Source organism: Aureispira sp. CCB-E, assembly GCF_031326345.1.
Taxonomy (GTDB): Bacteria; Bacteroidota; Bacteroidia; order Chitinophagales; family Saprospiraceae; genus Aureispira.
In genome coordinates, this window is the sequence record NZ_CP133671.1 from 6350113 (window position 1) to 6365475 (window position 15363).

Annotated in this window: 13 protein-coding genes; 7 read left to right on the forward strand and 6 right to left on the reverse strand. The window is 35.1% G+C overall.

What is annotated here, in order from left to right; genetic code table 11:
* Positions 1-371: 371 nt before the first annotated feature.
* The gene (locus tag QP953_RS24660; protein ID WP_309553257.1) at positions 372-1499 is read right to left on the reverse strand and encodes a hypothetical protein; all 1128 of its coding nucleotides are present in this window, start codon (positions 1497-1499) and stop codon (positions 372-374) included.
* A gap of 301 nt (positions 1500-1800) precedes the next feature.
* Here QP953_RS24660 and QP953_RS24665 point away from each other — a divergent pair, with 301 nt between their 5' ends.
* Together QP953_RS24665 and QP953_RS24670 are read left to right on the forward strand one after the other, a co-directional pair.
* Positions 1801-2355: a DUF6939 family protein gene (locus QP953_RS24665; RefSeq protein WP_309553258.1), complete on the forward strand. Its 555-nt coding sequence runs from the start codon at positions 1801-1803 to the stop codon at positions 2353-2355.
* Positions 2356-2449: 94 nt separating this feature from the next.
* Positions 2450-4156: a glutamine--tRNA ligase/YqeY domain fusion protein gene (locus tag QP953_RS24670; RefSeq protein WP_309553259.1), complete on the forward strand. Its 1707-nt coding sequence runs from the start codon at positions 2450-2452 to the stop codon at positions 4154-4156.
* 300 nt (positions 4157-4456) lie between these two features.
* On the opposite strand, the gene QP953_RS24675 is transcribed toward QP953_RS24670, so the two are convergent.
* Positions 4457-4993 carry a tetratricopeptide repeat protein gene (locus QP953_RS24675; protein WP_309553260.1) on the reverse strand — a complete coding sequence of 179 codons (537 nt, stop codon included), beginning with the start codon at positions 4991-4993 and terminating at the stop codon, positions 4457-4459.
* A gap of 746 nt (positions 4994-5739) precedes the next feature.
* Here QP953_RS24675 and QP953_RS24680 point away from each other — a divergent pair.
* Both QP953_RS24680 and QP953_RS24685 read left to right on the forward strand, forming a co-directional pair.
* The gene (locus QP953_RS24680; protein ID WP_052597610.1) at positions 5740-8307 is read left to right on the forward strand and encodes a DUF5686 and carboxypeptidase-like regulatory domain-containing protein; all 2568 of its coding nucleotides are present in this window, start codon (positions 5740-5742) and stop codon (positions 8305-8307) included.
* A 10-nt stretch (positions 8308-8317) separates the two neighbouring features.
* Entirely contained in the window at positions 8318-9751 is a 1434-nt protein-coding gene (locus QP953_RS24685) for a TlpA disulfide reductase family protein (RefSeq protein ID WP_309553261.1), read from the forward strand.
* A gap of 113 nt (positions 9752-9864) precedes the next feature.
* Here QP953_RS24685 and QP953_RS24690 read toward each other — a convergent pair whose 3' ends face one another.
* Complete coding sequence (locus QP953_RS24690) at positions 9865-10266, reverse strand: hypothetical protein (RefSeq protein ID WP_156039789.1); 402 nt, start codon at positions 10264-10266, stop codon at positions 9865-9867.
* 293 nt (positions 10267-10559) lie between these two features.
* On the opposite strand from QP953_RS24690, the gene QP953_RS24695 reads away from it, so the two are divergent.
* Entirely contained in the window at positions 10560-11663 is a 1104-nt protein-coding gene (locus QP953_RS24695) for a ferredoxin--NADP reductase (RefSeq protein ID WP_052597613.1), read from the forward strand.
* A 171-nt stretch (positions 11664-11834) separates the two neighbouring features.
* On the opposite strand, the gene QP953_RS24700 is transcribed toward QP953_RS24695, so the two are convergent.
* The 3 genes from QP953_RS24700 to xseB all read right to left on the reverse strand — a co-directional run bounded on the left by QP953_RS24700 (position 11835) and on the right by xseB (position 14163).
* Positions 11835-13181, reverse strand: coding sequence for a MauE/DoxX family redox-associated membrane protein (locus QP953_RS24700; protein WP_309553262.1), 1347 nt, complete (start codon positions 13179-13181; stop codon positions 11835-11837).
* A gap of 143 nt (positions 13182-13324) precedes the next feature.
* A complete protein-coding gene (locus tag QP953_RS24705; protein WP_052597615.1) occupies positions 13325-13873 on the reverse strand; it encodes a DUF1599 domain-containing protein in 549 nt (182 codons plus the stop codon).
* Positions 13874-13941: 68 nt separating this feature from the next.
* Complete coding sequence (gene xseB / locus QP953_RS24710; protein WP_052597616.1) at positions 13942-14163, reverse strand: exodeoxyribonuclease VII small subunit; 222 nt, start codon at positions 14161-14163, stop codon at positions 13942-13944.
* 315 nt (positions 14164-14478) lie between these two features.
* Between xseB and QP953_RS24715 the strand changes: the two genes are divergently transcribed.
* Positions 14479-14970: a hypothetical protein gene (locus QP953_RS24715; RefSeq protein ID WP_052597617.1), complete on the forward strand. Its 492-nt coding sequence runs from the start codon at positions 14479-14481 to the stop codon at positions 14968-14970.
* Positions 14971-14984: 14 nt separating this feature from the next.
* A complete protein-coding gene (locus QP953_RS24720; RefSeq protein ID WP_309553263.1) occupies positions 14985-15326 on the forward strand; it encodes a translation initiation factor in 342 nt (113 codons plus the stop codon).
* Positions 15327-15363 lie beyond the last annotated feature (37 nt).

Here is a 15363-nt window from a genome sequence, read left to right on the forward strand (position 1 = left end):
TACTAAAAACTGAGTTTACTTTTAGTCCTAATCAAAGAACAAAAAGAAATACAGTTTAGCCACACTGTTACTTTTTGGTACTTTAGTATTTTCTCTGAATGCTTACTTAAGCAACAACAAGCTGATCATATTGTTCTTGGCTACACTTAAAGATTCGAGAACACAAGTAGACAAAAAACTATTCTATCAATGCAAGTAGTTTTGGGTTCACATTTTTTGAATGATTATTGGAACTATCAACCCTTCAGTAGGTCAAATAATTCCTTAAAACGCTGCAAAGGTACAAAAAAATAGGCACAAATAGAATGTGCCTAAAGAGTTTTACAGAATATCAATGCTTCTGTTTTGTTATAATTTGCCAATCGTTTATTTTATTGATCCGATTGTGTAAATAGAGGTTCTGTGCCTCGTGTATTAACTTTGATTACTCTATAATTATCCAATATAGCCACAAAATTATCATCATCTTCCCAAATCATAGCATAGGCATAATCTACTAAGTCTCGGTTAAAAATTCGATGGCATTTGCTGTCTCGTCGAGCACTCATAAGATATAATAATCCCGACTGATCATTGACCAGAAATTGAGTACCATCAGGACTCAATGCAGGCAAAGGCGTCCATGCGGTACAAGAATGTTCCGCCTGTCCTACAAAACGCACCCCTCGCTTCCCTTGAAAATCGACGGTATAATCATGTTCCAAATGCGCATCAAATCGATGAATTTTAATTTTTCCATTGGTATCTTTTACAATCCAATACTCATTGTTTTTGGGATTTGAAAAGACTTCTGACATTTGAAATCGATGCACAACTTCATGTATAATTTCTTTCGTTTTAAAGTTCAACTTACTCAATCGCTTGCTGTTACTCTCTGCAATAATAACATGTTCATTATCATAACGAGACAAACACAATCCATCTATAAAATCAAAATCTCCTCCTTCTGGTTTGCCAAAAGAATATTCTAATTCTCCTTGTTCGTTCATAACAAAAATTTTATCAGAATTATTGGCAAGGATATGACCATTGTTTGTCCATAACAAATCTGATAAATAAGCATCGCCATATACGGGCTCACCAATCATCTCACCAGTTGCCGCATCAAAAATGGCAATCGACTTATTTTTAGAACTCGCTGCTAGTTTGGTTTTGTCAGGACTCAAAGCCACAGACCTTCCATATCCGTTGATCCGATACAATTGGTTCCCATCCCAATCTCTGGCAACTATAAACGTTTTCCACGAGGCACAAAATCCATTGTTTAAACGATGCAACCGAAAGTCCCCCTTTACAGAAGAATAAGTAAATTTATACTCTTCTGGAATCACATGGTATTCCTCTCCATCGTCTACATAATCATTTGGGTAGGCTGCTACTTGGTCTGTATTTGTCTTAGTGTTGTTATATTCTTCCATCGAAGCCCCTGGAACCATTTCATTTAATTTGTCTTCAAGCATTGATTTCAACTTCGATTTTATTTTGTCAAAGAAACTCATCTCTATTGGTTTATTTTTTATAAAAATTATATTTCGACGCTATCCCCACAAAAAAGAACAGCATTCAATGTAAGCTTATCTATTGATTATCAAAAGTCTTCTTTTTATACATATTCATATATTCACCTCTACCCAAACTAACACAAACAACTATTTATCAACCACATAACCTTCAATAAACAATAAAATTCAATCTATAAACTTCTAAAAATAATATTTTCATAAAAAAACGAACTAGGAAGGAACTAAATCTCCCTGTTTTTCATTTCATTAATTCATCTTTCAATAAAAACGCTATCGCATGAATATCATTGTCAAAAGCCGTCGAAATGCTACTAGAACATTGGAGAAAAATTTTCCTAATGCAATTATTCTAGACTTAACATCGAAGGCAGATGAGCCATGGATTAAATTCAGTCCTTTTTATCCATTGGAAGAAATTCCTATTCCTTTTTCGGGAGACAAAACAGGTGCTTCAGTAGAAGGGATTTGGCAAGGTTTAAAGGTTTTTGAAACAACAGGAATAGATGCTAAAAAATTTGAAAATAGAACGCTAAAAGGGCTAAAACGCACGATAAGAAAATTTGGACAGGTACTGGGGCATCAAAAGGGACTTGATTCGACAGAGTTGCTTTCTTATATCGAGGCTCGAAAACAAATTTATGCTCCAATGTATCTTTGGGTATTGAAAAATAAACTTCAAAAAGAAGTTGAACAACTTAAGCAATTAGCTCAACAACATGACACCATTGTGCTATTAGACTACGAAACCAATGGAGATATTAACGACCCAAATAAACCTTTGTCTCATGCCTTCTTAGTCAAACACTATATAGAAGGCAATTTCCCAATTTAAGAATTGGACTTTTCATATACAACTCTAATAAAAAAGTTCTAACTTTAGGGCTTTGAAAAATAAGCCGATTATTAAAAATAATAGACTGCGTAAAATGAGTCATAAAAATAACGATGCGCCAAAGACAGAATCTTTGAATTTCATTGAGCGAATCATAGAAGAACACAACGAAACTGGAAAATTTGACAACCGAGTATTAACCCGTTTCCCTCCTGAACCCAATGGATATTTACACATTGGACATGCCAAAGCTATCTGCATTAATTTTGGAATTGCACAAAAATATGGAGGTAAGACTAATTTACGTTTTGACGATACCAATCCACTAACAGAAGAAACTCGTTTTGTAAATTCTATCCAAGAGGACATCAAATGGTTGGGATTTGAATGGGAAAAACTCTTATTTACTTCCGACTACTTCGATACTTTATACGAGTATGCCTTGAAACTCATCAAGGATGGATTGGCTTATGTTGATTTTTCTACTCCTAAAGTAATGGATGACGAAAAGAAAAAAGGTCAAGAAAGCAAATATAGAAATAGTACGGTAGAAGAAAATCTAGCTGAGTTTGATAAAATGAAAAATGGTGCCTACGAAGAAGGCACTTGTGTGCTGCGCCTTAAAATTGATATGCAAGCAGACAATCGTCAGATGCGTGATCCTGTTATTTATCGTATTCTAAAAACACCACATCACCGCACAGGGGATAAATGGTGCATCTATCCAATGTACGACTGGGCTCATGGTCAATCGGATTCTATTGAACGTATTACGCATTCGTTGTGCTCTTTGGAATTTGAAAACCACCGTCCACTATACAACTGGTGTCAAGAAAAATTAGAAATTTATCGTTCTCAACAAATTGAATTTTCACGCCTTAATTTAGACTATACAGTTACCAGCAAACGTAAATTAAAAGAATTAATTGAACTGGGCTTGGTTCAAGACTGGGATGATCCTCGTATGCCTACGCTTTCGGGGATGCGTCGCAGAGGCTATACGCCTGCTGCCATTCGAGATTTTATTGATCGAGCAGGAGTTTCCAAAAGAGACCAATATTTGGCTCTATCATCTTTAGAAGGAAGTGTCCGAGATGACCTAAACAAACATGCTCCTAGGGTTATGGGGGTATTAAATCCGCTCAAAGTAGTCATTACCAACTACCCCGAAGGAACAACAGAAAACTTGGAAGTTGACTACCATCAAAAAGATGAAAGCATGGGAAGTCGTACCATTCCTTTTTCTCGTGAGGTCTATATTGAAAAAGAAGATTTTGCAATTGAGGCCAATCGCAAATGGCGTCGCTTAGCTCCTGGAAAAGATGTTCGTTTAAAAGGAGCTTATATTGTTCATTGCACCGATTTCAAAACGGATGAAAATGGAGCCGTTGTAGAAGTGCATTGTACCTATTATGAGAATAGCCGCTCAGGACAAGATACTAGTGGAATTAAAGCTGGAGTGATTCATTGGGTATCTATCGAACACGCTGTTCCTGCTCAAGTGCATTTATACGATCGCCTATTTAGCGACCAAAATCCAACGGGACACAAGAAAAAAGGTGTCAATGAAAAAGGAGAAGAAATTGAAGTAAGTATTGACTTCAAAACATTCTTAAATCCAAATTCTTTAAAAACTGTTTCGGCTTATTTAGAGCCTAGTTTAGTTAATGCTCAACCTAGCGATTCATTCCAATTCATGCGTTTAGGGTATTTTTGCGTTGATAAAGATTCTACCAAAGATAATTTAATCTTTAACCGATCTGTGACACTCAAGGATTCTTGGGCAAAGCAAAAAAAATAAATTCAACAATAAGTAATCGTTCAAAAAAAATAACAAGTAAAATGGGATTATTTTTTCTGAACGATTACTTAAAAGATAAAAGGTTTAGCAATGAACATATTGCTAAACCTTTTTTTCTTTATAAAGAGTCATCTTCTAATTCTTTACTCCGTTGAAACCATGCAGTAGCTGCGCTGCTACTACGTGGTACCATGTGAGTGCTTCGCAGTTGATTATCTGCAAGATGCTTTTTTATGTTTTTACTTCGTGAGCCTACGGGTTTGTAGAAAAACTAAAAAAGCAACGGAGTATTACTAATTATTACAAACAATTTAACAACTCTTTTGCTTGCAAATGATAATTTCCTCTGCTATCAACAATTTCTTGTAGCAATGGTTTTACGTTATCCCACTGCTCGTATTTTACATTCAATAAGGCTAAGAACCAAGCAGCATCCATAGAGAAAATAGATGCCTTAAATCCATAAACAGTAGACAAGTGTTCTTGTGCCAAGCTGTATTCCTCTTTTTGCAGATAAATGATGCCCATTCTCAACAAAAGTTCCATATTACTAGGATCTTGTTTGAGTAATTCCTGATACTCTGCCAATGCGGACAGTTCGTCCCCTGCTGCAAACATTTGGTCGATTGCTGCAATTTGTTCGTTGACCGAACGCTGTTCTTCCACTTCTTTCTCCAACGTAGAAACAACTCCTCGATGTGTATAAAGCGATAAATCTACCTGATGGATATAATGATATGCTTTATTAGAAATTGAAGAAGCATTCCAATAAGCATAACTAGATCCCATTAAGAGTATAATGAATATACTTATAATAATAAGTGTTGTTTTTGTCATATAATTATATCTATAAAAAATGTCCTTCCTAATTTCGCCCTACCAAACTGATCTATAACAATTTAAAGTAGCAAATTCTTTTTTAATGGACCATTATTACTGAACGAAAAAAAGAATAATTAGTTGCTCTCTCATATATCTATTTTTATGCCACAGTACTTTTTTTTCTCAAAAATAAGCAAGTATATAATTGCCTAATCAACAATAAGCGTCGTTCTTTGTAATAGCCATCTATCAAGATTTTTTGGTCGATAATGCTAAAAGTGACTTTTTTTCTGTCCCAAAGGTAGGGAGGCTTGTATGTGAAACGGTTAATTCTACAAGATTAGCAGCTTCATGCTGCTAGTACAAGCTTACTAAGCAAACTTAGTTCGTTAACAATGTAATATTCTTTAGAGCCAAATAGCCATCTCACAAAATGAATATCATGCAATACCAACATCAACCTACTGATAAAGTCAAAATACTAAAAAAGATAGGTTTTTATTGATTTTCAAGTTATTTTATCAAAGATTGACTATGCTGATACTTCTTCGTTGAGAAAAGTCTTTGGTTGGATAGTAACATTTTTATAACTAATTCATTAATAATCTAAATACAGGCTTGCTATTCGTCCTTCTAAAACCTTAGAAAATCGAATTTTGAGCTTTGTTTCATTTTTTTTGTGTAAATTAGATATTTACTAAAACCTTTTAGATAAATACACGTACATCTAAATCTTTTCAAAAGTTCGTGAAAAACCATCAATGAAAAACACAATTCTAACGCTTAGCTTATTTTTATTTTTTTCTACCCTAAATTTTGCACAGACTATTACAATCACCGGGTCTGTTATTGATGACGATACAGAAGAAGCAATGCCTTTCTGCAACGTATATGTATACGGTACTAGCACGGGGGTTACAACTGACATTGATGGCAATTATATCATTCAATTTGATATCTCAGAGGGAGATACCTTGGCTACTAATTCGCTAGGTTATATAGATGTTTTGAAACCAATAGACAGTACCAAGAGTGAACAGGTGATTAACTTTAGAATGAAATCTAGTAGCATAGACATGGGGCTAGATATTACCGTTGTTGCTGGTGAAAATCCTGCAAATGAAATCATTCGCCAAATCAATAAACACAAACCTCAAAATGATTTGGAAGGAGTGGTTGCTTCTTACGAAACGGAACAATACACCAAAGTTGAATTGGACTTGGTAAATATTACTAAGGACATGAAAGATATGAAAATCTTTAAAAAACTTCAATTCATTTTTGACAATATCGATACCGTTTCTGATGTTAAACCCTTTTTGCCTGCTTATGTTGCAGAAAGCATTTCTGATGTGTATTATGTTCAGGGCAAAGAAAAGAAAGAGATGTTGAAAGCACAACGTGTCTCTGGTGTTAAAAATCAAACTGTTGTAGAGTTTATTGGTAGCATGAATCAAGAGTACAACATTTATGACAACACTATAAAGATATTAGGTAAAGAGTTTATCAGTCCGTTTTCAAATGTAGGCCTAACTTTTTATGAATACTATATCATGGATAGTACTCAAGTCAAAGGACAATGGAGTTACAAACTGAAATTTAAACCAAAAGACAAAAGCGGCAATACATTTTACGGTGACTTTTGGGTTTCTATGGAGGACTATGCCTTGCTTCTCGTAAATATGCGTATGAATCCAGGGGCAAACGTCAACCTTGTTAATCGAATTATCATTTATCAAGAATACGATCGTTATAAAGAAAAATACTGGATTCCACTCAAACAAAAAACGGTCATTGATTTTGCAATGACTAAAAAAGACAAAGGTCTTGGTATTATTGGTCGAAAAACCGTTTCTTTTAAAGATTTTAAAATCGACCAAAACGAAACAGAACAAACGTTTCAAGAAAAAGATCCCGAAGATATTCGTTATGACGAATTAGCCAAAGCGGATACATTTTGGACTCAAAACCGACACGAAGAACTTTCTAAGAATGAAAAAGGCGTGTATAAGATGGTAGATAGTGTTCAAAATATTCCTTTGTTCAAAACCATCGCTGAAATTGCAACCATTGTTGTTAATGGTTATAAAGATATTGGTCCTATCAAAATTGGTCCCTATTCAAAACTCTTTACTTGGAACGATGTAGAGGGGGTGCGCTTAAGTTTGGGAGTTGGAACAAGCAATAAATTGAGCAAAAAATTCCAAATCTATGGTTATGTAGGTTATGGTTTTAAAGACAAACGATGGAAATATGGAGGCAATACCCAATATGTATTCAATCGTTACCGAAGGTCTGCTATTGGTGCCAGTTTTTTTAATGATGCTACTTTTGAAAATAGAAGTTCAGAAGAACGCAAAACCCAAAGTTTGTTTGCGGGATGGTTGCGACGGGCGATTCCTCAAAAAATGATGTATGTCCAAGAAGGAAAAGTTTGGTTTCACCACACTTGGAAAAAAGGTTTTTCTAATCGCTTAGCAGTCATGCACCGTCGCCTAAATCCTGTTGGACATGAAAACACTAGATTTGGAGGACTTAATTTTAAGTTTTTGCAGGAAAATGCAGAGAATGGTTCGGTAGATACGATTACCCAAATTCGCTCAACAGAAATGGTTTTCAAAACCCGTTTCGCTTACAAAGAGCGCAAAATTTCGGGTCCTTTCAAAGATTTGAGTCTTGGCTCTAAATTTCCAATTGTTAGCTTGGATTACACCTTGGGCGTAAAAGGCATTTTACAATCTCAATTTAATTTTCACAAAGTCAGACTAGGCATTAAGCATTGGTTTTTTACAAGTCCTGTCGGGTGGGTTGAATACGAGTTGGAGGTTGGCAAAATATTTAGTGCTACTGCGCTCCCCTACCTTTTGTTGGAAGTACATCCTGGTAATGAGGCTTATTTTTACAACAAAACCTCTTTTAACAGCATGAATAGCTTTGAATTTGTAAGTGATTTCTTTGTTCATGCTAGAATTGAGCACCATTGGGATGGTTTTATCTTAAATCGTATTAAATTTATACGTGATTACTTAAAATGGCGTTTGGTTACAGCTGCTCGTGCCAGTTGGGGGACTTTGTCTGCCAAGCATGAAAAAGCCAATCACTTGAATCACTACGACAGAAGTATTAAGCGTTCTAAAGATCGCCAACGTCCTTTCACAGAAGGTCCTTTTTACGGCACGTTTGATAAGGGTCCCTATACCGAAGTAAGTATTGGTATTGAAAATATTTTGCAGTTCATACGCGTAGATGCTTTGTGGAGAATTAACTACTTAGATAATAGAGATGCCCAACGTTTTTCTGTTCGTGTGACATTGAATTTTACGTTTTAAATCTTCAACTATGCGTATTTTGCTTTTTTCTTTTGTTGTTATTTGTAACTGGACATTGCTTTCAGCACAACAAGCAAATACGCTTTTGACAGGAACGGTTCTTAACGATTCTATTGGCGAAGTAATTTTAGAAATTAACAAACGATACATCAACAACACTGTTGAAGAATACAGTGCTGCACTGAATGCGACTCAAAACTTTGGGATTGCCTGCCGCATCGAAATTCCACAGTTGGTTACACTCCGTTATGGAGATCAACAGTGCCAATTGTTTTTAGAACCCAACGATTCTCTTCACGTAAAATTTGACAGTCGAACCTTTCCTGAAAAGATTAGCTTTGGACAGCGAGGAAAAGACAACAATAGCTTGTGGCAAAATTATCAAAAACAATTTCCTAAAGATCCTGTTATTTTCAATTACCGCCAGTACAGAAAAGGAATTCACTACTATAAGATTCACGAAGATTTGGACAAAATAATGCAGCAAACGCCACCAACTGAATTTGTCTACCTCTTAAAAACAGAACGACAAAAGAAGGAATCTATGTACTTGCTTTTTAAGGAAGACCCTGATAAGAAGTTAACAGAGGAATTTAAAACGTTTTTGCAAACTGAATTTGATTATGACCAATGGCTAAAGTTGTTGATATATGGAGATGTCTATCAAGGTAGGCATCGTTTAGACACTAGCTTTTTGAGCTTCTTAGATACGGCACTAGTCTTGAATGATTTATCGTTGGGCAACGAACACTATCGAGATTTCATTACCGCATTTGTTCATTACCGCTGCCGCTACAAAGCCAATACCTATGAAAGTATTTACACGCAATTATACCATTACAGCAAAAATTACTTAACAGGACGAACAAAGTATTTTACGATGGCACAATTTCTAGCAACAGCTTTGCGCAAGGATAATCCAACAGCTATTTTGCCCATCTACGAAGATTTTATAAAAGAAAATCCTTATTACGAATTGGATAAGGTCGTCTTAGATCCCTTTCAAAAAGCCAATCAGTTTGCAGCAGGAACAACTGCTCCCGATTTTGCCTTAAAAAATGCTCAAGATGAAGTCGTCCAATTGTCAAAACTCAAAGGCAAAGTAATTTATTTGGACTTCTGGGCATCTTGGTGTCGCCCCTGTATGCAAAAAATAGAGGCACTACAAGCTCTAAAGACACAGTTTACAGATAAAGAAGTAGTATTCTTGCACGTTTCATTGGATCGCTCTCCTCAAACTTGGAAAAAAACATTAGAAGAGAAACAATTTAGTGGACAACATTTATTTTTTGATCCTAGTCGTTCTAACATTACGGATGATTATGAAGTCCTGTCAGTGCCCAAGTTCTTTTTAATTACCAAAAAAGGAAATTTTGCTTTTACCCCCAGTTCATTTGACTCTAAAGAATTGGAATTGGCTTTGCTAAAATTATTACAAAATTAGCTTTTCTGAAATAGTAGATTAAGACATTGTCCTTCATTATCAGCTAAGCTTTCTATCCAAGGAATTGCTACGTTCATAGCGAGCTACTCTCCTATTAATACTTCAAGAATTTCTTATTCTCGAACTCGTACCAATTGTGTAGGAATAGCGTTGGTATGAGGTTGCCCATTGATAATCGTACTAAGTTCCAGAGTTAAGTAATCGCATTCGTCCATTGTTATTGCATAGCTATTTCTATAAAAAAAACTATTCGTTGGTGTCAATCTAGAAAAAATATATAAGCTATCATAATCAATTGTATACTCTTTATATTTGTATTCTCCTTCTGTATCTTTGTAATAACTCAATAGATTTCCAGGATCACTTAATTTACCATTTTTAAACTCTAACGTATAATCTGGACCAAGATTACAAATCCACTCTCCTTCTATATTTTCGCTGGCAGGAATACAAGGTTCCTCGACACAAGCACTCAATAACAAGGCTCCCAACATTAGTAACAATATTTTATTCATTTTTGTCTGATTTATGGCAACCAAAGATACCATCAAATTTGATTGTTTAGAGTATAAATATACAAACGATGTTCCAAATTAATGATACCTTTTAGTGGTTTTAATTATTTAACTTCCAAACAATACTGCTTGGATTAAACCTCTTTACTAGAATGCTGTTGATAATAATGGTCCTCTGTAAAGTAAGTGCAATTTTGGGTTCATTTATGCCAATAAATTCCTAAAAATTGCTTTATTTTGCCCTGCAAAAAAATTTAAGAGGCTGTTTTCTCTAATTTAATCAACGCTAAATAATGGCTGATACTAATTTTTATAAGCTAAAAGTAAAAGGCGTTCAAACAGACACAGACAATGCTGTTGTGCTTAGTTTTGACGTTCCTAATAATTTAAAAGAAACATTTCAATATAAACATGGGCAATATTTGACTTTGAAATTTATGTTCAGAGGCAAGCAAGAACGTAGAGCTTACTCGCTTTGTTCTAGCCCTAGCATGGATAAAGATTTAAAAATCGGTGTAAAACGTGTCTTTAAAGGATTGGTTTCTAATCATATCAATGACAATGTTACGGTTGGTACAGAAATCGAAGTAATGCCTCCGCAAGGGCATTTTAACACTGAATTGAATCCCAACCAGTCTAAAGACTACTTCTTGTTGTGTTCTGGTTCTGGAGTTACTCCTATGCTTTCTATTCTAAAAACGATTCTTGAAGAGGAACCTAAAAGTCAGGTCTGCCTTTTGTACGGGAATAGAAATGAAGATACGATTATGTTCAAAGCAGAGTTGGAACAATTGGAAAAACGTTATGCAGGGCAGTTAAACGTTATCCATACCCTTTCAAAACCCAAAGAGCGTAAAGAAGGTGGTATCTTTGGTTTGTTTGCTAAAAAAGTGGTAGACTGGGATGGCATGAAAGGTCGTATTGATGCCAAAACAATCAAAGAGGTTTATACCAAATATCATCGTGGCAATACTCCTGTAGAAACATTTATGTGTGGTCCTGAAGGAATGATGCGTACAGCTGAAGATACATTCAAAGTATTGGGTGTTGATGATAAAAACATTCACATTGAATGGTTTGTCGTAGAAGATAAAGTAACTGATGGCATTGGGAATAGCAATGGTGCCAAAGCAATTGTTACCATGAATGGCAAAAAAATCGAATTAAAACTTCAACCCAACGAATCTATCTTAGATGGTTTGTTACGCATAGACGAAGACCCACCTTATTCTTGTATGAGTGGTGCTTGTTCTACTTGTGTGTGTAAAATCGTTAGTGGAGATGCTGAAATGGAGCGTTGCTTAGCGTTGAGTGATGATGAGGTCAAAAATGGCTATTTGTTGAGTTGTTCGGCGATTCCTACTACAGATGAAATTGAAGTAAACTTTGACGTTTAGATCAACCATCGTTTAGAACGAAACATAAAAAATCCTGCTTAACTAATATGCTAAGCAGGATTTTTTTTTGCCTTCTATCAATTTTTAAAATAACAATAAGCAAAAAATAAGCTTTGTTTTAAAAATGTTCTAAGTACTCTATAAGGCAATTAGTTGACAAGTATCATCATTTTAATTCATCAAAGACTTAATTTCTTCGTAAGTAGGAATGTGCTTGTGGTGCCATTTTTTCACAACTTTACCATCTTTGAGCAACACTAAACCAGGATTAGCACGAATAATTGTCTTTAATAATTTATCATCTGCGGTATCAAACTCATAGGCTCCATTGACATCGTGTCTAAACTCATCTATAGTCTGCTTGCCTGTGTAATAATATAATGCTTTGGTTGTATATCCTTCTTTTTCTCCCTTGGCAGCTAATCCACTGATTTGCTTAAACGCCTCTTTATTCGCTTTATCCAAATCGCCACCAATTACTAAGAAATTATACGTTGGGTTATTCAAAACATCGTCAAATCTAAAGTATTGAATCTGAGAATTACAACCTTCGTGAATAGTTTTGGTTTGTGTTTTTTCTTTATCAACCTGCCAAATGGCTTTCCCTTCCGCATTTTTATCCTCCCACAAATAAGCATGCTCCATGATCTTGGCGGAATTGATCAACTGTATTTCTCCTGTCTCTGTATTCTCATAAGTATAAACCGTTTCTACAATAGCAACATCTGCGTCACAAGCTGCTTTAGCTGCTTTTAAATCCGTTCCTTCTGCAAAAGGTCTAAAATCAACCATTGGTTTGTTAAAATAGAAATTTTGGAAGCAGAACCAAGTTGCTAAAACAATCAATAAAGTCACAACAATTGTTCTAACATTCAAGGAAGCTATCTTTTTATCTCTTGGCAACAGCTCTTTTAACTTATTGGTATTTAAAACCAAAAACAACGATAAAATTGTAAATATAATATCCTTTACAAAGGTCTCTATTGGTTTTAATTTTAAAAAATCTCCAAAACAGCCGCAATCTGTAATACGAATATTTCCATCGCTAAAATTCTCCCAGTTTGCAAAATCTAAGATGCCAATTTGTTCTGATTTGGACGTATAACCTGTCAAGTAATTAAATCCTGTCAAGAAAGTAAAAAACACCATCATACTTAGCGTGGTCCAAGTAGTTTTTCGGTCTCCTACTCCCAAAATTAAACAAGCTCCTAAAACCAACTCCAATACCAACATAATTAGAGAAAATGGCAAAGCATTATCATGCATAAGATCCATCAAAGGAAGCCCTTGTGCGGCAAACTCGGTAAAATAATCCTGCATCTTATAAGCTGTTCCTAATGGGTCTACAGCTTTGACCAAACCTGAAAAAATCAGTAAGGAACCAACAAAATACTGTACAAACCACTGTAAAGGATGGATAACAGCATGTTCTTTGAGTTTTGAATGTCCCACACCTATGGTGGCAGTTAAGGCTATTGCTGCAATCGCAATATAGAGAAATAGAGTATAAACTGTCATGTTCTTTGTTTTTTATGTGTATTTTTTAACGGACGATTATCGAGTACAATAGGCAGCTGTGCTGCTTCGTGATTTTAACAAACTACTGCTGTATAAACTATATTTGGTAATAATACCTAATTTCAAGCTATTTTATTGGGAGGCTACTCCCCTTCTTCAGCTATTTTTATAAGGGCAAAAACAGCATAATTAATGATGTCTTGATAATTTGCATCTAAACCTTCCGAAACCAAAGTAGCTCCCTTATTATCTTCGATTTGTTTCACTCGGAAGATTTTCATTAAAATTAAATCAGTCAAAGAACTTCTACGCATATCTCTCCAAGCTTCTCCATAATCATGGTTCTTTTTTTTCATGAGCTCAAACGTAGCCTCATGATGCTTGTCATACAAAGCAATCACCTGTTCTTCTGACAACTCCAACGGAGCATCCTCTGGCAACTCCAGTTGAATTAATGCCATAATGCAATAATTTACCAAACCAATATACTCACTTTTCACACCTTCGTCTACTTTCATAGAACCTTTTATTTCGATTTCTCGAATACGTTTTGCTTTAATAAATAGCTGATCGGTCAAAGAGGAAGGACGCAAAATACGCCATGCGGTTCCATAATCCTTGTTTTTATTTAAGAAAAGTGTGCGACAAGTTTTTGTCTCATTTAGGTATTGTTCAAATGTATGATTAGGCACTTTTTGTTAATTTAAATGATGATGTGAACAAATATACAACCTTATAACTAAAAATTTAGTTAACAAAACTATAAAATATTATTTACACGGTTTTCGATTCCTCTCAATTGGTCTCTACACTGCTGCACCAAAGCATTGGCTTGCTCCACATTTTGCAACAGTCCTCCGATCTCATTTCCTTGATTTTCAATATTTTTCAAGATTTCTTGCAACTGCTCCAATGTTTCTTCGTATGAATTAGAGGCTGCGCTTTTTGCAGCTTTATCTAGATTTTCGTCATCTTCAAACATAGAATCGATGTTTTTTTTGCTATATTACAGATTAATATTCTACCCCCTTAAGAGCTAAATCAACATTCTTTGAAAGAATAAAGATTGTATTATGTTTAGCTCTTTTTGTATTAGTAGTCTGCCCTCAACCACAATTCACTGATAAGCAACGCCTAAAAAATCAACTATTCGCTTTTTTACGTAAAGGTTAGTCATTTAGGTATAGCCCCCTCACGAACAAAGTGCATGATTAACAGGCTACTAATGTATAATATGATTATTTTAGAACGTTTGTATTAAGTTCTAAGAGCTCTAAATGTAATAAAAAATGGGAATATGAAGTACCTTTTTGCCCTTCTCTTTTTTGTCCTATTGATGTCAGTTTCTTCTGCTCAAAATTGGAAGGAATTAAATCAAGCACCTATAAAATTAAAATACAGCATTCCACAAGGTTGGTATGTTGGGGGCTATATGTCTGGGAAAGCCTGCAACTGTAGTGGTGCCACTATTAATGCCTCAAAAGATCAAACCATTAGTATGGTTATTTTTTCTTCTGATAAAGAAGATACCAATGACTTAAAAACCCAAAAAGTATGGGGCTATAGTTTTGCCCCCACATCAACAGAATTAGAGGTGTTGAAAACGGAATTCCTTGTATTTGAAAAAGCGATGTCAACGTGGAATGAAGACAAAGAATCTACAGTGCTGCGTTTTTCGACTTCTTTTAATAATGTACAATATTTAGTGTATTTTTGGGGAGATTTTCAGGACATTACCAAAAATGCCCGCACAATCGAAACAATTCTTAAATCAATTCAAGGAATCTAAAAAGAAAAGTTACTATGGCAAAGAAAAAGAAAAAGCTCAATTTTTACTCTACTGACCCTGAAATGGAATGGTTTGATGATGAAGACAATGAGGTTGATACCCTCCCCTCCCAACAACAAAAACTTCGGGTTATGCGAGATCGCAAACAACGCAAAGGAAAAGAAGTGACGCTTGTAACAGGTTTTGTAGGTACAGAAGAAGATTTAAAAGACTTGGGAAAAACCTTAAAATCTAAATGTGGTGTAGGTGGTAGTACCAAAGACAATGAAATTATCTTGCAAGGCAACTGGGTTGAAAAAGTTGTTGATTTGCTTAAAAATATGGGCTACTCTCAAACCAAACGAGTAGGAGGCTAAATCAATATACATCTGCCATCTACTCCCAATTCATCAA

Bases quoted from the DNA above. Each gene is read 5' to 3' on its own strand.
- QP953_RS24715 (WP_052597617.1), top strand. From the start codon at position 14,479: ATGAAGTACCTTTTTGCCCTTCTCTTTTTTGTCCTATTGATGTCAGTT.
- QP953_RS24690 (WP_156039789.1), bottom strand. From the start codon at position 10,266: ATGAATAAAATATTGTTACTAATGTTGGGAGCCTTGTTATTGAGTGCT.
- QP953_RS24685 (WP_309553261.1), top strand. From the start codon at position 8,318: ATGCGTATTTTGCTTTTTTCTTTTGTTGTTATTTGTAACTGGACATTG.
- QP953_RS24670 (WP_309553259.1), top strand. From the start codon at position 2,450: ATGAGTCATAAAAATAACGATGCGCCAAAGACAGAATCTTTGAATTTC.
- QP953_RS24695 (WP_052597613.1), top strand. From the start codon at position 10,560: ATGGCTGATACTAATTTTTATAAGCTAAAAGTAAAAGGCGTTCAAACA.
- QP953_RS24675 (WP_309553260.1), bottom strand. From the start codon at position 4,993: ATGACAAAAACAACACTTATTATTATAAGTATATTCATTATACTCTTA.
- QP953_RS24700 (WP_309553262.1), bottom strand. From the start codon at position 13,181: ATGACAGTTTATACTCTATTTCTCTATATTGCGATTGCAGCAATAGCC.
- QP953_RS24680 (WP_052597610.1), top strand. From the start codon at position 5,740: ATGAAAAACACAATTCTAACGCTTAGCTTATTTTTATTTTTTTCTACC.
- QP953_RS24660 (WP_309553257.1), bottom strand. From the start codon at position 1,499: ATGAGTTTCTTTGACAAAATAAAATCGAAGTTGAAATCAATGCTTGAA.
- xseB (WP_052597616.1), bottom strand. From the start codon at position 14,163: ATGTTTGAAGATGACGAAAATCTAGATAAAGCTGCAAAAAGCGCAGCC.
- QP953_RS24665 (WP_309553258.1), top strand. From the start codon at position 1,801: ATGAATATCATTGTCAAAAGCCGTCGAAATGCTACTAGAACATTGGAG.
- QP953_RS24720 (WP_309553263.1), top strand. From the start codon at position 14,985: ATGGCAAAGAAAAAGAAAAAGCTCAATTTTTACTCTACTGACCCTGAA.